24 protein-coding genes are annotated in these 20,085 nt (G+C 72.4%); 14 read left to right on the forward strand and 10 right to left on the reverse strand.

The window, feature by feature from the left end:
• Window positions 1-4: 4 nt before the first annotated feature.
• The 3 genes from QI633_RS06630 to QI633_RS06640 are packed head-to-tail and all read right to left on the reverse strand — an operon-like array spanning window position 5 to window position 3,109.
• On the reverse strand, window positions 5-1,675 hold the full coding sequence (locus QI633_RS06630) for a DUF885 domain-containing protein (RefSeq protein ID WP_282428486.1): 1,671 nt from the start codon (window positions 1,673-1,675) through the stop codon (window positions 5-7).
• 58 nt (window positions 1,676-1,733) lie between these two features.
• A complete protein-coding gene (locus QI633_RS06635; RefSeq protein ID WP_282428487.1) occupies window positions 1,734-2,090 on the reverse strand; it encodes a DUF4345 family protein in 357 nt (118 codons plus the stop codon).
• Window positions 2,091-2,149: 59 nt separating this feature from the next.
• Entirely contained in the window at window positions 2,150-3,109 is a 960-nt protein-coding gene (locus QI633_RS06640) for a WYL domain-containing protein (protein ID WP_141799859.1), read from the reverse strand.
• 54 nt (window positions 3,110-3,163) lie between these two features.
• Between QI633_RS06640 and QI633_RS06645 the strand changes: the two genes are divergently transcribed.
• The 6 genes from QI633_RS06645 to QI633_RS06670 all read left to right on the forward strand — a co-directional run bounded on the left by QI633_RS06645 (window position 3,164) and on the right by QI633_RS06670 (window position 8,293).
• Window positions 3,164-4,276 (forward strand): epoxide hydrolase, encoded by a 1,113-nt coding sequence (locus QI633_RS06645; RefSeq protein WP_141799858.1) that lies wholly within the window; start codon window positions 3,164-3,166, stop codon window positions 4,274-4,276.
• Between the two features lie 73 nt (window positions 4,277-4,349).
• Window positions 4,350-5,177 (forward strand): biotin--[acetyl-CoA-carboxylase] ligase, encoded by an 828-nt coding sequence (locus QI633_RS06650; RefSeq protein ID WP_282428488.1) that lies wholly within the window; start codon window positions 4,350-4,352, stop codon window positions 5,175-5,177.
• 29 nt (window positions 5,178-5,206) lie between these two features.
• The gene (locus QI633_RS06655; RefSeq protein WP_141799857.1) at window positions 5,207-5,728 is read left to right on the forward strand and encodes a PH domain-containing protein; all 522 of its coding nucleotides are present in this window, start codon (window positions 5,207-5,209) and stop codon (window positions 5,726-5,728) included.
• On the forward strand, window positions 5,721-6,647 hold the full coding sequence (locus tag QI633_RS06660; RefSeq protein WP_141799856.1) for an adenylate/guanylate cyclase domain-containing protein: 927 nt from the start codon (window positions 5,721-5,723) through the stop codon (window positions 6,645-6,647). The genes QI633_RS06655 and QI633_RS06660 overlap by 8 nt, the downstream gene beginning before the upstream one ends.
• A 113-nt stretch (window positions 6,648-6,760) precedes the next feature.
• Complete coding sequence (locus QI633_RS06665; RefSeq protein WP_141799855.1) at window positions 6,761-7,087, forward strand: winged helix-turn-helix domain-containing protein; 327 nt, start codon at window positions 6,761-6,763, stop codon at window positions 7,085-7,087.
• Between the two features lie 27 nt (window positions 7,088-7,114).
• Window positions 7,115-8,293, forward strand: coding sequence for a 5-(carboxyamino)imidazole ribonucleotide synthase (locus QI633_RS06670; RefSeq protein ID WP_282428489.1), 1,179 nt, complete (start codon window positions 7,115-7,117; stop codon window positions 8,291-8,293).
• Window positions 8,294-8,296: 3 nt separating this feature from the next.
• On the opposite strand, the gene QI633_RS06675 is transcribed toward QI633_RS06670, so the two are convergent.
• Window positions 8,297-8,836, reverse strand: coding sequence for a hypothetical protein (locus QI633_RS06675; protein WP_282428490.1), 540 nt, complete (start codon window positions 8,834-8,836; stop codon window positions 8,297-8,299).
• Window positions 8,837-8,878: 42 nt separating this feature from the next.
• Here QI633_RS06675 and purE point away from each other — a divergent pair, with 42 nt between their 5' ends.
• Window positions 8,879-9,367: a 5-(carboxyamino)imidazole ribonucleotide mutase gene (purE, locus tag QI633_RS06680; protein ID WP_141799852.1), complete on the forward strand. Its 489-nt coding sequence runs from the start codon at window positions 8,879-8,881 to the stop codon at window positions 9,365-9,367.
• A gap of 3 nt (window positions 9,368-9,370) precedes the next feature.
• On the opposite strand, the gene QI633_RS06685 is transcribed toward purE, so the two are convergent.
• Complete coding sequence (locus tag QI633_RS06685; protein WP_282428491.1) at window positions 9,371-9,808, reverse strand: CoA-binding protein; 438 nt, start codon at window positions 9,806-9,808, stop codon at window positions 9,371-9,373.
• Window positions 9,809-9,845: 37 nt separating this feature from the next.
• Window positions 9,846-10,511, reverse strand: a complete 666-nt coding sequence (locus QI633_RS06690) for a TetR/AcrR family transcriptional regulator (RefSeq protein ID WP_141799850.1) — start codon at window positions 10,509-10,511, stop codon at window positions 9,846-9,848.
• A gap of 73 nt (window positions 10,512-10,584) precedes the next feature.
• On the opposite strand from QI633_RS06690, the gene QI633_RS06695 reads away from it, so the two are divergent.
• The 5 genes from QI633_RS06695 to QI633_RS06715 all read left to right on the forward strand — a co-directional run bounded on the left by QI633_RS06695 (window position 10,585) and on the right by QI633_RS06715 (window position 14,763).
• Window positions 10,585-11,754 (forward strand): acyl-CoA dehydrogenase family protein, encoded by a 1,170-nt coding sequence (locus QI633_RS06695; RefSeq protein WP_282428492.1) that lies wholly within the window; start codon window positions 10,585-10,587, stop codon window positions 11,752-11,754.
• Window positions 11,755-11,889: 135 nt separating this feature from the next.
• Complete coding sequence (locus QI633_RS06700) at window positions 11,890-12,507, forward strand: hypothetical protein (protein WP_282428493.1); 618 nt, start codon at window positions 11,890-11,892, stop codon at window positions 12,505-12,507.
• A gap of 244 nt (window positions 12,508-12,751) precedes the next feature.
• On the forward strand, window positions 12,752-13,270 hold the full coding sequence (locus tag QI633_RS06705; RefSeq protein WP_141799848.1) for a hypothetical protein: 519 nt from the start codon (window positions 12,752-12,754) through the stop codon (window positions 13,268-13,270).
• A gap of 69 nt (window positions 13,271-13,339) precedes the next feature.
• The gene (locus QI633_RS06710) at window positions 13,340-14,107 is read left to right on the forward strand and encodes a class E sortase (protein ID WP_141799847.1); all 768 of its coding nucleotides are present in this window, start codon (window positions 13,340-13,342) and stop codon (window positions 14,105-14,107) included.
• A 92-nt stretch (window positions 14,108-14,199) separates the two neighbouring features.
• Window positions 14,200-14,763 carry an LPXTG cell wall anchor domain-containing protein gene (locus tag QI633_RS06715; protein ID WP_141799846.1) on the forward strand — a complete coding sequence of 188 codons (564 nt, stop codon included), beginning with the start codon at window positions 14,200-14,202 and terminating at the stop codon, window positions 14,761-14,763.
• A gap of 203 nt (window positions 14,764-14,966) precedes the next feature.
• Here QI633_RS06715 and QI633_RS06720 read toward each other — a convergent pair whose 3' ends face one another.
• Window positions 14,967-16,259 carry a glycoside hydrolase family 6 protein gene (locus tag QI633_RS06720; RefSeq protein ID WP_282428494.1) on the reverse strand — a complete coding sequence of 431 codons (1,293 nt, stop codon included), beginning with the start codon at window positions 16,257-16,259 and terminating at the stop codon, window positions 14,967-14,969.
• 93 nt (window positions 16,260-16,352) lie between these two features.
• Here QI633_RS06720 and QI633_RS06725 point away from each other — a divergent pair, with 93 nt between their 5' ends.
• A complete protein-coding gene (locus QI633_RS06725) occupies window positions 16,353-16,496 on the forward strand; it encodes a DUF1059 domain-containing protein (RefSeq protein ID WP_139622113.1) in 144 nt (47 codons plus the stop codon).
• A gap of 9 nt (window positions 16,497-16,505) precedes the next feature.
• Here the strand turns inward: QI633_RS06725 and QI633_RS06730 are convergent, their stop codons facing one another.
• Window positions 16,506-17,369: a crotonase/enoyl-CoA hydratase family protein gene (locus QI633_RS06730; RefSeq protein ID WP_282428495.1), complete on the reverse strand. Its 864-nt coding sequence runs from the start codon at window positions 17,367-17,369 to the stop codon at window positions 16,506-16,508.
• Between the two features lie 23 nt (window positions 17,370-17,392).
• A complete protein-coding gene (locus tag QI633_RS06735) occupies window positions 17,393-18,619 on the reverse strand; it encodes an LCP family protein (RefSeq protein ID WP_141799843.1) in 1,227 nt (408 codons plus the stop codon).
• A gap of 23 nt (window positions 18,620-18,642) precedes the next feature.
• On the opposite strand from QI633_RS06735, the gene QI633_RS06740 reads away from it, so the two are divergent.
• On the forward strand, window positions 18,643-19,149 hold the full coding sequence (locus QI633_RS06740) for an acyl-CoA thioesterase (protein WP_141799842.1): 507 nt from the start codon (window positions 18,643-18,645) through the stop codon (window positions 19,147-19,149).
• Here QI633_RS06740 and QI633_RS06745 read toward each other — a convergent pair whose 3' ends face one another.
• Window positions 19,150-20,034 (reverse strand): LysR family transcriptional regulator, encoded by an 885-nt coding sequence (locus QI633_RS06745; RefSeq protein WP_282428496.1) that lies wholly within the window; start codon window positions 20,032-20,034, stop codon window positions 19,150-19,152.
• Between the last annotated feature and the right edge of the window lie 51 nt (window positions 20,035-20,085).

Consider the following 20,085-nt stretch of genomic DNA (forward strand, 5'->3'; position numbering starts at 1 on the left):
CTCCTCAGAGCCGACCGAGGGCGGCCTGCAGCGGGTCGAGGCCGAGACTGCCGAGGTCGAGAGCGGCGGTGTGGAAGGCCTTGAGGTCGAACGCCGCTCCGTGCCGAGCCTGCGCCGCCGCGCGGGACTCGAGCCAGATCCGCTCGCCCACCTTGTACGACGGAGCCTGGCCCGGCCAGCCGAGGTAGCGGTTGACCTCGAAGCGCAGCGAGCCGTCGTCCATGCGCGAGTGGGCACGCATGAACTCGTAGGCCAGGTCGGCGTCCCAGGTCTCGCCGGGCCGCCAGCCGAACGGGTTGTCGACCGGCACCGTGAGCCCGAGATGGACGCCGATGTCGACGACGACGCGCGCGGCGCGGAAGCCCTGCATGTCGAGGAAGCCGAGCCGGTCGCCCGGGTCGGCGAAGTAGCCGAGCTCGTCCATCAGCCGCTCGGCGTAGAGCGCCCAGCCCTCGCCGTGGCCGCTGACCCAGCACAGCAGCCGCTGCCAGCGGTTGAGCAGGTCGGCGCGGTGCACGGCCTGGGCGACCTGCAGGTGGTGGCCGGGCACGCCCTCGTGGAAGACCGTCGTCGTCTCGCGCCAGGTCGAGTAGCGCTCGTGGTCGTCGGTGAACGAGAACCACATGGTGCCGGGGCGGGAGAAGTCCTCGGTGGGTGGGGTGTACCAGGCGCCGCCGTCGTTGATCGGCGCGACCTTGCACTGCAGGGTGCGGATCGGCTCGGCGATGTCGAAGTGCACGCCGTCGAAGTCGGCGAGGATCGTGTCGGACCTCTCCTGCATCCACGCCTGGAACGCCTCGCGGCTCCCGCAGTCGCGCGCGGGGTCCGCGTCGAGGGCGGCGACGGCGTCGGCGACCGAGCCGCCAGGGACGATCCGCCCGGCCGTGGCGGCCATGTCGTCCTCGATCCGCTTGAGCTCCTCCCAGCCCCAGCGGTAGGTCTCCTCGAGGTCCACCGTGGCGCCGAGGAAGGATCGCGATTCCAGCGCATACCGATCACGTCCGACCCCGTCGACCTCGCGGCCGCGGGGGAGCAGGTCGGTGGTGACGAAGCGGCCGAACTCGGCGTACGCCGCCGAGGCGCTCGCCGCGGCCGCCGTGAGGGCCGCACGCTGAGCGTCCGGCGCTGCGGCCACGACATTCGCGAAGTAGTCGCCCGCGGCCCCGGCCTGACCGGTCCAGCCGCGCACCTGCTCGGCCACCTCGGCGTACTGCCGCTTCGCGGAGACCCGCCCGGCGGCCGCCTCCTCGAGCAGCGTGGTGCGGTAGCCCGCGAGCGCGGCCGGGACCGCGGCCAGCCGCGAACCGATCGCCTCCCACTGCTCGGTGGTGTCGGTCGGCATCAGGTCGAACACCTCGCGCACCGCGTGGATCGCGCTCGAGATGACCGAGAACTCGCTGCGCTCGACCCCGGCATCGGCCCGCTCGACGGTGAGCCCGACCCGCTCGAGGAAGGCCGCCTTGGCGACCTCCTCGCGCTCGTCGGCCGTCGCCAGCCCGGCGACGTCGGCCAGCGCCCGCCGGTGCAGCTCCTCGCTCGCCGCGAAGCCGTCGGGAGAGAGGTCGGGCAGCTTCCCGTCGTGGCCGGGGATGCCGGCGTAGGTCGCGGTCAGCGGGTCGAGGGCGGCGAGGTCCTCGACGAACCGGTCGGTGCGGGCGTCCACGAGTCGCGTCATGAGCCGAACCCTAGGAGCCGGGGCCGACAAGGGCATCCCGATATCGGGAGAGCCGGGGTCAGGCTGGGGAGGAGGCCCGGCGCGCGCCCAGCACCAGCGCAGTGGCCACGGCCGCCTCGAGCGCGATGAACCCGGCCATCTTCAGGCTCGGCCGGCCCTCGAACGCGGCGGAGGCCGCCCGTCCGGCGGCCATCCCGGCGGTGGCGACCCCGATCGCGGTGCCGGACGCGGGCACCGCGACCAGGCTGGCGGCGAAGGCGAGCGGCAGGCCGCCGTACACGGCCCGGATCTCGGTGCGGGTGTCGGCGTTGGGTGCGGAGTAGCCGATCACCGCGGGCACGACGTCGGGCTTGAGGAAGGACGCGACGCCGAGCCCTGCGTAGGCCGCCGCGCCGGACGCGATGAGTCGGTTCATGGAGTCATCCTCGTCCGCGCGGACGGCGTGGGCATCCGACCGGGGTAGGACTCCGGGCCTCAGGAGCCGGCGACCGCGGCGGCGTACCTGTCCGCCAGCACCCGCAGGTGCTCGACCAGCGCGACCGGTGTCTCGACGGTGAAGTCCAGGCCGAGCATGCCGATCCACACCGCGACGACCTCCAGGCTGTCGCCGCCGGTGACGAGCACCGAACGGCCGTGCGGGAGCGGCTCGACGACGCCCACGGCCGGGTTGATCCGGGCCAGCACCTCCTCGGCGGGTGCGTCGATGACCAGCCGCGCGTGCACCGCCCAGCCGGTCCGCGCCACCTCGCGCACGACCAGCTCGGTCAGGTCGCCCGGCGGGGGAGCGGGACGGAAGGTGCGCCCGCCGGGGATGCGCAGGGTCAGCCAGTCGACGCGGTACGGCGCCCACGCGCCCGTCGCGGGCAGCCGGCCGACCACGAACCACCGCCGCTGCCAGGCCACGAGGCGGTACGGCTCGACCTCGAGCCGCTCCTGCGCCTCGCCGTAGAACGCGCGCAGCCCGCGGTGGTCGCGGATGGCGTCGGCGATCTCGGCGAGCACGCCGGCGTCCACCTCGGGGTCCTCGACGTTGGAGTCGGTGTTGACCGGCCCCGCCTCGGTGGCGTCCCGCAGTGAGGTGACCCGGCGACGCAGCCGGTCGGGCAGGACGTGCTCGAGCTTGGTGAGCGCCCGCCCGCCGCTGTCCTCGAAGCCGGCCACCCCGGTCAGCGTGCGCAGCCCGACGGCGACCGCTACGGCCTCCTCGTCGTCGAGGAGCAGCGGCGGGAGCTTGGCGCCGACGCCGAGCCGGTAGTGCCCGGTCCGCCCGCGTATCCCGGCGACGGGGTAGCCGAGCTCGCGCAGCCGGGCGACGTCGTTGCGCACGGTCCGCTCGGTCACGCCGAGTCGGGTGGCCAGCTCGGGGGCGGTCCACTCGACGCGCGCCTGGAGCAGTCCGAGCAGCTCGAGCACCCGTCCCGAAGTATTTCGCACGGAGCCGATTAAACAGGAAAGAACCCTTCCGCAATGGCACTTAACGTCAGTGCCATGAACCAGATCACCCCCTTCGTCATCGACATCCCGCAGACCGACCTCGACGACCTCCGGGCCCGACTCGACCGCACCCGGTTCGCCCCCGCGGTCCCCGGCGACTCGTGGGACTACGGCACCCCGGAGTCCTACCTGCGCGGCATGGTCGAGCAGTGGAAGGACTTCGACTGGCGCGCCGTCGAGGCCCGCCTCAACGCGTACGACGGCTTCGTGACCGAGGTCGACGGCCAGCGGATCCACTTCCTCCACGTCCGCTCGAAGCACGCCGACGCGACGCCGCTGCTGCTCGCGCACACCTATCCCGGCTCACAGCTCGACTTCCTCGACATGATCGGCCCGCTCGTCGACCCCGAGGCCCACGGCGGCACCGCCGACCAGGCCTTCCACCTCGTCATCCCGTCGATGCCGGGCTTCGGCTTCTCGACCCCCGTGGTCGACACCGGCTGGACGATGAAGCGGGTCGCGGCGGCGTACGACGTCCTGATGCGCCGCCTCGGCTACGACTCCTACGGCATCCACGGCAGCGACGGCGGCGCCATGGTCGGCCGCGAGCTCGCGGTCACGAACCCCGAGGGCTTCCGCGGCGCGCACGTGCTGCACCTGTTCTCGTTCCCGAGCGGCGATCCGGCGGAGTTCGAGGGCTTCGGCCCCAAGGAGTACGCCGCGCTCGAGCACATGGGCTGGTTCCAGTCGGTCGGCGGCTACAACCAGATGAACGGCACCCGCCCGCAGACGGTGGCCGCCGGCCTCGCCGACTCGCCGGTCGCCGTGCTCGCCTACAGCGAGCTGTTCGAGAGCTTCGGCAACGGCACCAGCCTGGTCGCGCCGGAGCAGGTGCTCGCCCAGGCGACGCTGTACTGGCTGACGAACACCTACGGCGCCGCTGCGCGCTACCACTACGAGGAGCAGCACGCCGGTGCCGAGCCGGTCGTCAGCAGCGGCCGGATCGGGGTCGCGGTCTTCAAGGACGACTTCCAGACGATCCGCTCGCTGGCCGAGCGGGACAACGCGAACATCGCGCACTGGTCGGAGTTCCCGCGCGGCGGCCACTTCGCCGCGATGGAGGTCCCGCAGGACGTGGTCGCCGACCTCCGGGTGTTCTTCGGCTGAGCCGTTCGACGAAACCCCGGGGCGAGTACCCCCGGGGTTTCCTCATGGCCGCTGCTGCGCCAAGGTAGAGCCCGTGACTTCCGGCTCCACTCCGACCCCCACCCGTGGACCGCTCGACGGCGACCGTCTCGCCGGCGCGTCCGACCTGACCCCCGACCTCACCTTCGAGCTGCTCGCCGAGACACCCTCGACCAACGAGGTCGCGGCCGAGCGGGCCCGGGCCGGTGCACACGAGGGCCTCGTGGTCGTCGCCGACCACCAGTCGTCGGGCCGCGGCCGCCTCGACCGCACCTGGGAGACGCCACCGGGCACTGCGGTGACCTTCTCGCTGGTGCTGCGACCGACGGTGCCGCCGGCGTCCTGGCCGTGGCTCCCGCTGCTCGTCGGCCACAACGTGGCGAAGGCGATCACGGCGCTCGGCTACGACGCGAAGGTCAAGTGGCCCAACGACGTCCTCCTCGACGCCGACCGCAAGGTCGCGGGCATCCTCGTCGAGCGGGTCGAGACCCCGACCGGTCCCGCCGCCATCGTCGGCGTCGGCATCAACGTGGCGATGACCGCCGACGAGCTGCCCGTCCCGACCGCGACCAGCCTCGCCGTCGCCGGCCCCGGCGCGCCCGACCGCACCTCGGTCCTCCTCGCCGTGGTCGCGGCCGTCCGTGAGGGGTACGACGTGTGGCAGGCCGGCGGCGAGCAGGGCACCACGCGCCTGGCGACGTCGTACCGCTCCCACTGCGCGACCCTCGGTCGCGACGTGCGCGTCGAGCTGCCCGGCGGCGGGGAGCTGCTCGGCCGGGCCACCGACATCGACGACGACGGCCGGCTCGTGGTCACCACGGCCGCCGGGACCGAGCGGGTCGGCGCCGGCGACGTGATCCACGTCCGCCCGACCTCGGCCTGATCGGGCCCACTTGATGGAATGATCTGACCGTGGCCATCTCGAAGAAGCTGCTCAACCCCGGCGAGCGACTCGTGCTCAGCACCCGCCAGCACCCCAAGGCGCTGTTCGGGCCGATCCTCGCGCTCGTGGTGCTCCTCGCCATCGGCGTCGCCGCGCAGGTCCTCCTCGACGACACCGGCTTCCAGCGGGTGCTCACCCTCATCGTGTGGGTGCTCGTGATCATCGGGATCCTGTGGTTCTCCGTGCGCCCGTTCCTCGACTGGCTGACCACGGTGCACGCGTTCACGGACCGCCGGCTGATCACCCGCAACGGGATCATCACGCGCCGCGGCCACGACATCCCGCTCGCGCGCGTCAGCGACATCGCGATGGAGATCAACCTGCTCGACCGGCCGTTCGGCTGTGGCAGCCTGCTGATCTCCGACGCCTCGACCTTCGGCACGGTGCGCCTCAACGACATCCCGCACGTGGAGGCCACCCAGCGCCAGCTCAACGAGCTGCTCCACGAGCTGCACAGCGGGCCGGCGCCGCGCCGGGACGAAGGTGTCTGACAGCGGTGAGCCCCGGCTCACCGCCGCCGAGGTGGCCGAGCGTGCCGGCCTGCCGCTCGACCTGACCCGTCGCCTGTTCCGCACCCTCGGGTTCGCCGAGCACGGCGACGAGCCGGCCTACACGGATGCCGACGTCGCCGCGATGCGCATCCTCGGGCAGGGGCCCGACGACGAGGTCGTGGTCCCCGAGGTCGCCCTCAACGTCACCCGCGGCATCGGCATCACCATGGCCCGGCTGGCCGACTGGGAGGTCGGCGAGCTGGTCCAACACGTCGCCGACGCCGCGCCCGAGGACGCCGAGGACCCCGGCGCCTGGGTGACCGCCCGGCTGGGGGAGAGCTTCGAGGACCTCCTCGTCTACGCGTGGCGTCGCCACCTCGCCGCCGCCATCGCGCGGATGGAGGCGGTCCGCGCCCTCGACGACGATCCCCACACCACCGACCTCAGCGTCGGCTTCGCCGACATCGTCGGCTTCACCGCGCTGTCCAACGAGGTGTCCCGCGAGCGGATCGGCGAGCTGGTCGAGGTCTTCGAGGCACGGTGCGGCGACGTCATCGCCGGCGAGAACGGCCGGCTGATCAAGAGCATGGGCGACGCCGTGCTCTACGTGAACGACGACCCGATGGCCGCCTTCGCCACCGCCGAGGGGATCATCAACGTGATCGGCCGCGACCCGCGGATGCCCGACGTCCGCGTCGGCCTGGCCACCGGCGGCGTGGTGCTGCGGATGGGCGACGTCTTCGGCCCGCCGGTCAACCTGGCTGCCCGGCTCACGCAGGTCGCGCGCCGCAACCGGATCATCGTCGACCACGCGACGGCCGACCTGCTGCCCGACGACCAGGTCGAGTCGCGCCCGCTGCCGGCCCGTCCGGTGCGCGGCTTCGGCGTCGTCGAGCCCGTCGCGGTCAGGCGAGCCTGACCTTCGTCAACCCACGTATCCGCTGGTCAGCGGTGGTTTTGGCGCGCCCTCTCAATGCAAAATTCTTTGCATTCCACGCCCCTGGTGGCCCCTGCGTCCTTACCTTGGCCCATGTGATCGAGGTGCAGGACGTACGGGTCGACCCGTCGACCCGGCGAACGTGGCGTGGGGACCGCGAGATCCTGTTGTCGCGCAAGGAGTTCGACCTGGTGCACGCGCTCATCGCGCGCGCCGGGTCGGTGGTCAGCCGTGAGGAGCTGATGCGCGACGTCTGGGGCGTGACCTTCTGGACGTCGTCGAAGACGATCGACGTCCACCTGGGGTGGGTACGCCGCAAGCTCGGCGACGACACCCGCCAGCCCCGCCTGATCACCACCATCCGCGGCCAGGGCCTGCGCTTCGAGCTCGGCATGGCCGCCGACGCCACCAGTTCGGCGTAGCACCTCCGCACCTCGTAGGGTTCGGCCGTGTCGACGACCGAACCCGCGCCCCGGATCGCCGTGATCGGAGGCGGCCAGCTCGCCCGCATGATGGCCCAGCCCGCTGTGGCCCTCGGCGTACCACTGCGCCTGCTGGCCGAGGCCGACGGCGTCTCCGCCGCCCAGGTCATCCCCGACCAGATGGTCGGCGACTACCGCGACCTGACCACACTGCGCACCGTCACCGAGGGCTGCTCGGTCGTCACCTTCGACCACGAGCACGTCCCGACCGAGCACCTCCGCGCGCTCGCCGCCGACGGCGTCGTGGCCCACCCGGGACCCGAGGCCCTGGTCCACGCCCAGGACAAGATCGTGATGCGCGAGGCGATGACGCGCCTCGGCGCCCCTCAGCCGCGCTGGGCCGTGGTCGCGACCGAGGCCGACGTCGAGGCGTTCGGCCTGCCCTGCGTCCTCAAGGTCTCCCGCGGCGGGTACGACGGCAAGGGCGTCTGGGTCGTGCGGACGCCGGCCGACGTCGCCGAGCCCCTGGCTGCGGCCGCGGAGCGAGGCGTCCGCCTGCTCGCCGAGGAGCTCGTCGACTTCCGCCGCGAGCTCTCGGCCCTCGTCGCCCGCGCCCCCAGCGGCCAGGCGGCGGCGTACCCGGTCGTCGCGACGCTCCAGGTCGACGGCGTGTGCCGCGAGGTCGTCGCCCCCGCCCCGGACCTCGACCCGGTGCTGGCCACCTCCGCCCAGGAGCTGGCGCTGCGCATCGCCGGCGAGCTCGACGTCACCGGCATCCTCGCCGTCGAGCTGTTCGAGGCGGTCGACGCCGAGGGCCGCCCGGCGGTCTACATCAACGAGCTCGCGATGCGCCCCCACAACACCGGCCACTGGACCCAGGACGGTGCGGTCACCAGCCAGTTCGAGAACCACCTGCGCGCCGCCCTCGACCTGCCCCTCGGCTCACCCGCGCCGCGTGCGCGGTGGACGGTCATGGTCAACATCCTCGGCGGCGACAACCCCGACGTCGGCCGCCTCTACGACGGCTACCCGCACGCCCTGGCTCGCGACCCGCAGCTGCGGGTCCACCTCTACGGCAAGGACCTGCGGCCGGGCCGCAAGGTCGGCCACGTCAACGTGTACGGCGACGACCTCGACGACTGCCTCGAGCGGGGGCGGCACGCCGCCGCCTGGTTCCGCGGCGACCTCGGCAACGAGAGCGAGTAGCGCTCAGAGGTCGGCGCAGGCGTCGGCCAGCGGGCCGCTGTCGTCCTGACCGGCAGCCTTCGCGAGGTCGTCGTAGGTGTCGTCGAGGACGCCGGCCGCGATGGCCAGGTCCTGGCCGTCGCCCCACACCGCGCCGCCCTCCGCCACGAACAGGCAGCCGATGCCGGCGTACAGCTCGGCATCGGGAGCCACCTCGTCGACGTCGGCGCACGCGTCGTCGACCTGGGACCTGCCCTCCTCGACGTTCTCCTCGTCCGGCTCGTTGCCCACGAGCAGGTCGCGGACCGAGAAGTCGGCGCGGTCGATCCCGTCGGCGATCGCGGGCGAGAGGTGCGTGCTGAGGGCGACTTGTGCCTGCCACAGCGTGTTCTGGTCGTCGTCGCTCGCGAGCTCCATGCCGCTGACGTCGCGCTGCTGCTGGTGCAGGCCGCACAGGACCCGCGTCAACACCTCGGGCTCGAGGCTGGCCTCCGGCGTGCCGGAGCAGGACGTGAGGACGAGGAGCGCCGCCGCGAGGCCGGCGACCGGAGCACTGCGTGACATGGCGCCGATCCTCCCCAGTGGGCGCGCCGATAACCTCTCCCCATGACTGCGCGCGTGGGCATCGTGATGGGCTCCGACTCCGACTGGCCGGTGATGAAGGCCGCGGCCGAGGCGTTGCGGGAGTTCGGGATCTCCTACGAGGCCGACGTCGTCTCGGCGCACCGGATGCCCGCCGAGATGCTGGCCTACGGCCAGGACGCCGCTGAGCGCGGCCTGTCGGTGATCATCGCCGGGGCCGGTGGTGCGGCTCACCTGCCGGGCATGCTCGCTGCGGTGACGCCGCTGCCGGTGATCGGCGTGCCGGTGCCGCTGAAGTACCTCGACGGCATGGACTCGCTGCTCTCCATCGTCCAGATGCCGGCGGGCGTGCCGGTGGCGACGGTCGCGATCGGAGGCGCGCGCAATGCCGGCCTGCTCGCCGTACGCATCCTCGCGGCGACCGACCCGGCGCTGCAGCGGCAGATGAGCGACTTCCAGGCCGAGCTGAAGCTCGCCGCCGAGGCGAAGGGCGCCGTCGTCCGCGACCAGTAGCGCTCAGCGGGCGCGCTTGCGCCACTCGATCGCCGGACAGGTGTCCATGACCATCGGTACGCCGGCCGCCCGGGTCCGCTCGAAGGCGGCCCGGTCGACAACGCCGAGCTGGAACCACACGCCACCCGCGCCGACCGCGACCGCCTCGTCGGCGAACCGCCCGGCGTCCTCGGAGCGGCGGAACACGTCGACCACGTCGATCGGGAACGGCACGTCGGCGAGCGTCGCATAGCCCTGCTCACCGAGCACGACCGGCGCGGACGGGTGGATCGGGACGATCTTCTTGCCGCGCGACTGCAGCAGCTCGGCGATCCGGTACGCCGTCCGGTCCGGGTTGCCGGACAGGCCGACGACCGCCCAGGTCGTGGCGTCGTCCAGCATCCAGTCGATGGTCTCGGGGTCGAGGTGGTCGAGGTGGTCGAGCTGGTCGCGGGAGTTCATATCGACCCAAGGCCCGCGGGGCCCCGGATCTTCCCGGTCAGGACCCGCCGAGGGCGTCGCGCACGTCGCGCACGACCTGCTCGACGTCACGCCCGCCGCTGGTGATCACGATCGTGGGCGAGCCGGCCGCCGCCGGTCCGCGCAGCAGTGCGAGGGCGTGGTCCAGGGAGCGGTCGACGAGCGCCCGGGTGGTGGCGGCGTCGTCGACGGCGCCACGCAGCCACTGCCGCAGGACGTGGTTGTGGGCGATCACGACGGCGGAGGCGACCAGCTCGGCCCGCAGCGGACCGTCGGCCTCGGCGTCGAGCCAGCGATGGACGTGCTTGCCGAACAGCCGCACGTAGCGCTGCACGCTCGCGATCTCGCGGTCGCGGATCGCCGGAACCGAGCTGGCCAGCCGGTAGCGGGTTCGGGCGGTCTCGCCCTCGGCGAGGTAGTGCTCCAGCACCATCCCGGCCGCCTCGCGCAGCGCGACCTCGTGCCCGGCGGCCGACGCGGTCGCCAGGCGCTCGTCGACCCGGCGCAGCAGCGCCTCGTGGTCGGGCAGCACGACGTCGTCCTTGGTGGGGAAGTGGCGGAAGAAGGTGCTCCGGCCGGTCCCGGCACGGGTGGTGATCTCCTCGACCGTGGTGGCGTCGTACCCCTGCCCGGCGAAGAGCTCGAAGGCGGCGGCGACGAGGCGGTCGCGGGCGGTGGCGGGCACGTCCTGACAGTAACTCGACGGGACCCAGTCTCGCTAGTACGATACTGAGTACCAACGAGTTCAGGAGACCGTCGTGAGCGACTACCCGATGTACGCCCTGTCCGAGGAGCACCAGGCCATCCGCGAGGCCGTGCGCGCGATCTGCGACGCCAAGGTCGCGCCGTTCGCCGCCGCCGTCGACGAGGAGGCCCGCTACCCGCGGGAGGCGCAGGACGCACTGCAGGCGGCCGACTTCCACGCACCCCACGTCCCCGAGCAGTACGGCGGCGCCGGCGCCGACGCCCTGGCCACCGTCATCGTGATCGAGGAGGTCGCCCGTGCCGACGTCTCCGCCTCGCTCATCCCGGCGGTCAACAAGCTCGGTTCGCTGCCGGTCATGATCGGCGGGGGTGCGGAGATCAAGGCCAAGTACCTCACCAAGCTCGCCGCCGGCGAGGGCGGCTTCTCCTACTGCCTCTCCGAGCCCGACGCCGGCTCCGACGCCGCCAACCAGAAGACCCGCGCGGTCCGCGACGGCGACGACTGGATCCTCAACGGCACCAAGCGCTGGATCTCCAACGCGGGGGAGTCGGAGTTCTACACCGTGCTCGCGACGACCGACCCCGACGCCCGCACCAAGGGCATCTCCGCCTTCGTCGTCGAGAAGTCCGACGAGGGCGTGTCCTTCGGCGCCCCCGAGAAGAAGCTCGGCATCAAGGGCTCCCCGACCCGCGAGGTCTACTTCGACAACGTCCGGATCCCCGGCGACCGGATCATCGGCGAGGAGGGCAAGGGCTTCGAGTACGCCATGAAGACCCTCGACCACACCCGGATCACCATCGCCGCCCAGGCCGTCGGCGTCGCCCAGGGCGCTCTCGACTACGCCCTCGGCTACGCCAAGGAGCGCCAGCAGTTCGGCAAGGCGATCGCGGACTTCCAGGGCCTGCAGTTCCTGCTCGCCGACATGGGCATGAAGGTCGAGGCCGCCCGCCAGCTGACCTACGCCGCCGCCGGCCGCTCCGAGCGCGGCGACGCCGATCTCACCTTCTTCGGCGCGGCCGCCAAGTGCTTCGCCTCCGACGTCGCCATGGAGGTCACCACCAACGCGGTGCAGGTCCTCGGCGGCTACGGCTACACCCGCGACTACCCGGTCGAGCGGATGATGCGCGACGCCAAGATCACCCAGATCTACGAGGGCACCAACCAGGTGCAGCGGATCGTGATGGCCCGCCAGCTCCTCGCCGGAGTGCAGAGCGAGCTCTGACGGCTCCGGCCGTCCGATGCCGCATCGCCGATGCCGTTCGGCGATGCGGCTGACCGCTGCGGCTGATGGAAGGATCGGCGCGGCGCGACGCACTGTCCGCGCCGTACCGTTCGCTTCACTCGAGGAGAAGAATCCATGCAGATGCGCCGGCTCCGCCACGCCCTGGCTGCCGTCATCGTCCCCGCCGCCCTGGTGGGCCTGACGGTCGGGCCCGCCGACGCGGCCGCGAAGGCCCCGAAGGTCCCCTCGCCCGCCAAGGTCGCGGCCGTCTACCCGCACCTCGCCGGCGTCACGCCGGTCGTGGCCTCCGGCGCCGCCCAGGCGACCGCCTGCACCCCGGCGAAGGACGTCAAGGGCGCGAAGACGACGGGCGCCGCCTACATGGTCTCCGCGCCGACCGCCGCCGCGCCGAACGTCACCGTCTCGGCCATCCGGTTCAAGTCGGCCACGAAGGCGAAGGCGTTCCTGAAGAAGGCCGCTGCGCGCCTCGTGTGCGAGTCGCAGGCGCTGGGCCTCACGGCCACCGCCACTCCCTTCAAGTTCAAGCTCAAGGGCACCGACCAGCGCGTCGGCCTGACCACCCAGCAGTCCATGACCGCAGGTAGCACGACCATCACCCTCGGCGGGCAGACCCTGCTGGCCCGCAAGGGCGAGAAGGTCGTCAGCGTGACGGCCGTCTCCGGTGACGCCACCGCTCCGGCCGTCGCGCCGGCGCAGACCCTGCTGAAGGTCGCGGTCAAGACCGTTCGCTGACCCAGGTCAGACCGGGGAACGCCCCGCAGCCCGATCGGGCTGCGGGGCGTTTCTGCGCTCTCGAGACCCCTCGCCAATCCGCAGTTACCAAATGGTGTTACCGGTTGTCGCGGTAAGAAGGTAAAAAACTTGCGGGTGGGCCGTAACGAACCTCACAGGACCGAGTTTGACCATCAAGTTCGCCCGTCCGCCGGGGCGATGGGCGAAGCGTTCCAGTTTCATCTTTTCGGGAGATGGGGTCTTGATGCGTCGTTACCTGGTCCTGGGGAGTGCTGTCGCGGCACCCCTCGCGTTCCTGCTCGCCCTGCTGGGCGTGGGGAGCCCCGCGTCCGCGGACCCGTACCCGCCGGCGGTGCCGACGACCTGCAGCCTGAGCGTGCCGGCGACGGTCGTGGGCGACCGCGTGGTGCTGCGCGTGCGGGTGAGCGCGACCGGCAACGCGAAGCCGATCGGCGGCCTGACCGTGACCGTCGACGACGACTTCTCCAAGAAGCTGCGCTACAACGGCGTCGCGGTGAAGGTCCAGGGGCCACGGGTCGCCAAGGGCCAGCACAAGGCGACCGCCACCTTCGTCCCCGATGACCTCAAGAACCTGGCCGGCTGCCGCGACAGCTCGAAGTTCGACGTGGGGGCCGCCCAGAAGGGTGCGGGCAAGGGTGGGTTGCCCAACACCGGCGGTCCGCACCTGGGGTTCCTCCTCGCCGGGCTCGGCCTCGTGGCGACCGGTGGTGGACTCGTCGAGCGGGGTCGCCGCCGAGCGTGACACGCGGGTCCGCACCGCGTTGGATGGGGTGGGGCCGTCCGACGCGGCGCCCCGCGAGGAGGGAACCCCATGACGCAGACCGACCGGCCCGACGACACCGACGTCGCGCCCGATCGGGTACGACGCCGGCGCCGCTCGCGGCCCGCGGGCGATCCGTCCGGCAAGGCGGCGGTCTCCACCGGCCGCCGGATCTCGTTCTGGGCCGGCTGCGGCCTGATCCTGGCCGGACTCGCCGTGCTGGGCTGGGTGGCGTGGCAGTTCTGGGGCACCAACTGGCAGTCGCACCAGCGCCAGGACGACGTACGCCGCGCGCTCGAGTCCGGGTGGGGTGACGGCCAGGACGTCGTCCGCACCGACTTCGGCAACGCGACCGCGATCCTGCACATCCCGAGGTTCGGCAAGGACTACGCGGTCCCGGTCCTCGAGGGCTCGAGCCAGGAGGTGCTCGCCGCGGGCGTGGGTCACATGGCCGACACCGCCGACGCGGGCGCGACCGGCAACTACGTGCTCGCCGGCCACCGGGTCACCCACGGCGAGCCGTTCGCCGAGCTCCCGTCGCTGGAGCCCGGCGACGAGGTCGTCGTCGAGACCCGCGCGGCGACGTACACCTATGTCCTCGACACCGGGGGCGAGGACCTGGTCATCCCCTTCACCCAGACCTGGGTGCTCGACCCGAAGCCGGTGAACCCCAAGGGCGGCACGCAGCCGCCGGCCGAGGCGGGCGACCACCTGATCACGCTGCTCACCTGCTCGGAGATCTTCCACACCGACAACCGTTCCGTCGTCTTCGGCCACCTGGTGAAGTCCGAGCCCACCGCGGACTCGGCAGCCGGGTGACCTCGCGCACTGCGGGTGCACTAGTCTGAGCGCGCACAGCCCGTCACCTTGAACACGCCGGGTCGTTGCATGGGGAAGTTCAAGGAGGACACGTGCTGAAGAAGCTGGCTGCGCTCGCCACGCTTGGTCTCGCACTCGCCGTCGCGCCGCCGGCGCCCGCGGGTGCCGACGAGGGATACACATCCAAGCTCCCGACCACCACCCACATCCAGGTGGTCACCGCCGAGCCCGGCGAGCCGATCGTGCTGCAGGTGAGCGCGAGCGCGGCCTCGCCGACGCCGCCGGCGGGGAACATCGCGATCACCGTCTCCGCGGGCGGTAGCGCCGCGCGCGGCTCCATGGCCGCGGCCGCCAAGCCGGTCTTCCGCACGACCGTGCACTTCACCGACAAGCCGGTCCGGGTCACGGGCCCGCGCCTGCCCAAGGGTGGCTACCTCGCCCACGCGGCCCTGTCGCCCGACGACGCGGCGAAGTTCCTCCCGTCCTCGGACACCACCCACTTCCGCATCGGCTCCGCCGACGGCGGTGACAAGAACGGCGCGCTGCCCAACACCGGCGGCCCGGACCTGGCCTGGCTGGTCCTCGGCGCCGGCCTCGTCGCCGCGGGTGCGGGCGGTGTCAGCTACGGCCGCCGCCGCGCCGCTGCTGCCGCCTGACGCACCACGAATCACCAGACCGGCCGTCCCCTCGGGGGCGGCCGGTCTGCTTTTCGCTGACCCGGCACGAAGTGGTCCCGAAATCACGCCGACCCGGCAGAAAGTGTCTCGTTCGGCAAGACACTTTCTGCCGGGTCAGCGCGGGATTCAGCGCACTTCGCGCCGGGTCGGCGGGGAATGCGGACCAGTTCGAGCAGGGTGGGTCAGGGCGCGAACCAGCCCGTGCTGCGAGCCATCCCGATCGCCCGGTCGGCGCCGCGCCAGTTGGCCTGCATGAACAGCCAGGGGCGGGCGAACCAGAGGAACCCGTCGACGTACTTCTTCGCCTCGCGGCCCGTCTCCTTCGACAGTCCCCAGCGCTCGTCGCCGACGCGTGAGGTCGGCGGGATGCCGAGGGTGACGCAGCCGCGGCGGTCGGAGGTGGAGCCGCAGACGCGGGCATTGTCGTTGACCCGGCTGCCCTGGGCCTCGACCTCGGGCCAGGTCATGCCATTGCCGTTCTGTGCGGTGTCGACGACGAAGTGGACGCCCTTGACGCCGCGCTCGCGCAGGATCCGGACCAGCTCCGCGCCGTACGCGACGGACTCCTCGGTGCCGACGTAGTGGGTCGCGTTGAGGGCGAAGCCGCGGGCGTGGGCGATGCCGTTGGCCATCAGCAGGTCGGCGGCCTGGGATGCGCGCGGGGCGCCGACCTGCGGGGTGCTGCTCCAGTCGGCCGCGCCGGCGTCGAGGTAGACGCTGGTGTTCGGCTGCGCCGAGAAGGTCTTCACGGCATAGGTGATCAGCGAGCTGGTCACCGAGCGGTTCGAGCACCACCAGAACGGCAGGTCGGGTTGCAGGATGATCGCCGTGTGCTGGCGGCCGAGGGCGCGGGCAGCGTTGGCGATCCAGCGTCGGTAGGTGTCCTGGGCGCCGCCGGAGGGGGCGCGGCCGCCGCATACGGCGTGCTCCCACGGATCCATCCGGAAGATGGCGAGCTGGACGAGCACCTTCGGGTCGCCGCCGGAGGCGTTCTGGACGTAGTCCCGCACGACCGAGCCGATCTGCTCGGGCGATCCGCTCCAGTCGCCGAGCCACAGCGACTTCGGCCGCAGCGCGATCTTGCCCAGCAGCCGCTTGGTGTCGCCGCCCGCGGACTCGTAGGCACTCCAGGTCTGCTCGAGATCGCCCTTGTAGACGCCCCAGCGCCGCTCGGCGAGCGGGTTCTTGAGGTTCTGCAGGTGGGCCGGCTGGGCCTTCTGCCAGACCTCCTTGTCCTTGAAGTACGGGCGCTGCGTGCGCTGGACGTGAGGAATCGCGGTCTTCGACTGCTCGGCCGCGGGCGGACCCGGCGTCGGCGTGGGAGTGGCCGTGGTCGGCGGCGCCGTCGTCGGTACGGCGGCCGCCGGCTCCGCGGGACCGGGCTCCTGCTCGTTGCAGCCGGCGAGGGCCACGGTCGCGAGGACGGCGACGAGGGTCGCGAGAGTACGTCGGACGGGGGCTCCAGGCTGGCGCATCGCCGTCGAGGCTAACCCGACGGGCACCTCGTCCCGAAGTTGCCGGAGCCCTAGACTGGAACGCGTTCCTGTTCGCCGTCCCCGGAGGTCCAGATGCCCTCGCTGCGCTGCCCCTGCGACACCACCCTGCGTGCCGACACCGACGACGAGCTCGTCGAGAAGGTGCAGGAGCACCTCGCGGCCGAGCACCCGGGTCGGGAGTACAGCCGCGAGGAGATCCTCTTCATGGCGATGTGAGCCGTCGGCTCACACGATCCTGGGCAGCTCCGAGGCCTTGCCGGTGAAGCCCGGCGTGCGCTTCTCGAGGAACGCCGCCACGCCCTCCTTGCCGTCGCCGATCGACGTCCAGAACATGGCGAGCGAGTCGGTGAGGTGGGCCTCGAGCGGGTCGGCGGCCGCGCTGTTGCGGTAGAGCATCTGCTTGGCCAGGCCGAGCGCGACCGGCGAGCGGTCCTTGACGAACGCCCGGGCCAGGTCGTACGCCGCCGGCAGCAGCTCGTCGGGCTCGTGGACACTGCGCAGCAGCCGGCCGGCGAGGGCCTGCTCGGCGGTGAGGATGTCGGCCGAGTAGACCCACTCGAGGGCCTGCTGGATGCCGACGATGCGTGGCAGGAACCAGGTCGAGCAGGCCTCGGGCACGATCCCGAGGCGGCCGAAGACGAAGCCGATCCGGGCCTTCGTCGAGGCCAGGCGCAGGTCCATGGCCAGGGTCATGGTGGCGCCGATGCCGACCGCCGGACCGTTGATCGCGGCGATGACCGGCTTGGGCAGGGCGTGGATGGCGAGGGTGATCTTGCCGCCGGTGTCGCGCACGCCGTCGGCGTACGGCGCCTCGTCGTACGCCGCCCGGAACTCCTCGGGTGTGGGGGAGAGCGACTCGTCGAGCCCGAACACATTGCCCTCGGCCGAGAGGTCCATGCCGGCGCAGAACGCGCGGCCGGAGCCGGTCACGACGACCGCGCGCACCGCGTCGTCGCGGGCGTCGGTGGTGAACACCTGGAGCAGCTCGCGGGCCATGGTCAGGTCGAACGCGTTGAGGGCGTCGGGCCGGTGCAGGGTCAGCGTCGCGATGCCGTCGTCGTCGACGTGCCAGGTCAGGGTCTCGTACACGCGGGATCCTCCGTGGGTTGCGGTCAGCGGGCCAGGCCCGTGGCCGTGCAGAGATCGGGGGTGATCTCGTCGGTCTTGTCCGCAGCGATCTTGCCGAACAGCTGCCCGGCGCGCTTGGTGTCCCACGTGGTGTCGGCCCGCGCGAGCGGCACGGTGCACGACTTCTTCACCTTCGTCATCGCCAGCGCCCACTTCCCGGCGGCGACCGGACCGGTGGTGTCGCCGAAGCGGAAGAAGTCGGGGACGGCGCCGTTGAGCTGCCACCAGCGCACCGGGTTGAGCACCGACCACGGCGAGAGGACCTTGTCGCCGACCGACGCGATCACCTCGCGCTGCTGCTGGACCCGGGCCAGGTCGGAGATCGGGCTGTACTTGCGGGCTCGTGAGTAGGCCAGCGCGGTGGCGCCGTCGACCTCCTGGCAGCCCTTCTTCACGTTCAGGCCGGAGTCCTTGTCCCTGATCCGCTGCTTGGGGCAGATCTCGATGCCGCCGACCGCGTCGACCACCCCGACGAGGCCGCCGAAGCCGATCTCGACGTACTGGTCGATCCGCAGCCCGGTCGCCTTCTCCAGGGTCTGCACGAGCAGCGGCGTCCCACCCTTGGCGTACGCCGAGTTGACCTTGCTGGTGCCGAAGCCGGGGATCTCGAGCGGGGAGTCGCGGGGGATGGACACCAGCGTCGTCGGGCCGTCGCCGGTGTGCAGCAGCAAGATGGTGTCGGTCAGCTCGGACGCGGCGTCGCCGGTGTGGAGCTTCTTGCGCTCCTCGGGGGACAGGCCGGCGCGCGAGTCGCTGCCGACGAGCAGGTACGTCGTGCCGGGCTGCTCGGCCGGCCGCTCGGCGCTGGGCTCGAAGTCGACCTTGTCGACCTTGTTCCAGGCGACGAACGGGACCGCCAGGGTGTACGCCAGCCACAGGACCAGGGCCAGCAGCACCAGCCGGACGTAGGTGCGCGGGCGCGTCCACCGGCTGCGCTTCGGCAGCCGCGGCGCCGGGCCTCGGCCGCCGGGCTCGGACGTGCGGCCGTACTGCTGGGCCGGCGGCAGCCGGACGGGCGGTGGCGGAGGGGCCGGCGCCTGGGCGCCGGGTCGTCGCTGGACCGGGATCCGGCGGGTGGGCTCGGGGTCGGCGGAGCCGCGACGAGCGTCCTGCGACCCGGACCCGTAGACCCAGTCGAAGTCCTCGCCGCCGGTGTCCCCGGTGCCTCCGGTGTCCCCGGTGTCCCCGGTGTCGTTGCCACGCCCTGCCATGCCGATGACGCTACCGTCAGGGCGTGACAGAGATCGTCGCGGCACGCACGCCGTCGTACTCCCGCATCGAGCTGGCCACGCTGACCTCGCGCGCGCAGGCCAACCTGCTGGGCAACATCCACGGTGGCGAGGTGGTCAAGCTGGCCGACTCGACCGCGGGGGTCGTGGCACAGCGGCACAGCGGCGGCCCGGCCGTGACGGCGGCGCTCGACGAGATGGCGTTCCTCGAGCCGGTGCGGGTCGGAGACATCATCCGCACCTTCGGCCAGGTCAACTGGGTCGGCACCTCGTCGATGGAGATCGGCGTGCGGATCGAGACCGAGCCGTGGGACGCGGCCGGCGAGGTGCTGCACGTCGGCTCGGCGTACTTCGTGTTCGTCGCGGTCGACGGCGCGGGTCACGGTCGCCCGGTGCCCGCGCTCGAGCCGGAGACCGACGAGGACCGCCGGCGGATGCACGAGGCGGAGGTACGCCGTGCCCACCGGCTCGCGCGCCGCCAGGAGATCGACGCGATCCGCGCCCGCTCCTGATCAGCTCGGGCGACCCGCGACCTCGGTCAGCGCCGCCGCCACAGCGTCCACCGCGGCCGGTCGCGGGGGAGCGCCGTACGTCGAGAGCTGGACCCGCCGGTGCGCGGCGAGCGGGCGGCGTACGACGTCGCGGTGCTGGTGCGCGCGTAGCGCGAGCCCGGGCAGCACGGTGACGCCGAGTCCGCTCGCGACGAGGGACTGCACGGCGACGTAGTCGTCGCTGGCGAAGGCGATCGCGGGCGTGAAGCCGGCGTCCGCGCACAGGCTGAGCAGCTCGCGCCGGCATCGCTCGCAGCCGGCGATCCAGCCGGTCTGTGCGTAGGCGCCGAGGTCGACGGCGCCCTCGGAGGGCGCGGCCGAGGCCGACGTGACCAGGTGCAGCGGGTCGTCGACGACGGGGACGGAGGTGATCTGGTCGGGCTCGGGCTGGTCCGGGTAGGCGAAGGTGAGAGCGAGGTCGACCTCGCCGGCGCGGAGCAGCTCGTAGGCCTCGGGCGGCTCGGCCTCGACCAGGTCGAGCTGGATGCCGGGGTGCCGGGTCGCGAGCAGCGCCAGGGCGTCGGGGACCAGGGTGGCCGCGCCGGAGGGGAAGGCGGCGAGCCGGACCCGTCCCGACTGGAGGCTGGTCGCGGCGGCGAGCTCGGCCTCGGCACGGGCCAGCAGGCCCAGGATCTCCTCGCCACGGCGGGCCAGGCGTTCGCCCTCGGGCGTGAGCCGGACGCCGCGTCCGACCCGCTGGAGCAGCACCGCGCCGGTCTCTGCCTCGAGCCGGCGCAGGTGGTGGGAGATGGTCGGCTGTCCGTAGTGCAGCTGGGCCGCCGCGGCCGACACCGACCCGGTGCGGTGGACCGCGACGAGGGCCTCGAGGCGGCGAAGGTCGATCATGGCGACAGCTTATCGATCGATGCTGTCGATTGGTCCAGTTGAAAGGAACTA

The organism is Nocardioides sp. QY071 (assembly GCF_029961765.1).
In the GTDB taxonomy this organism is placed as follows: domain Bacteria; phylum Actinomycetota; class Actinomycetes; order Propionibacteriales; family Nocardioidaceae; genus Nocardioides.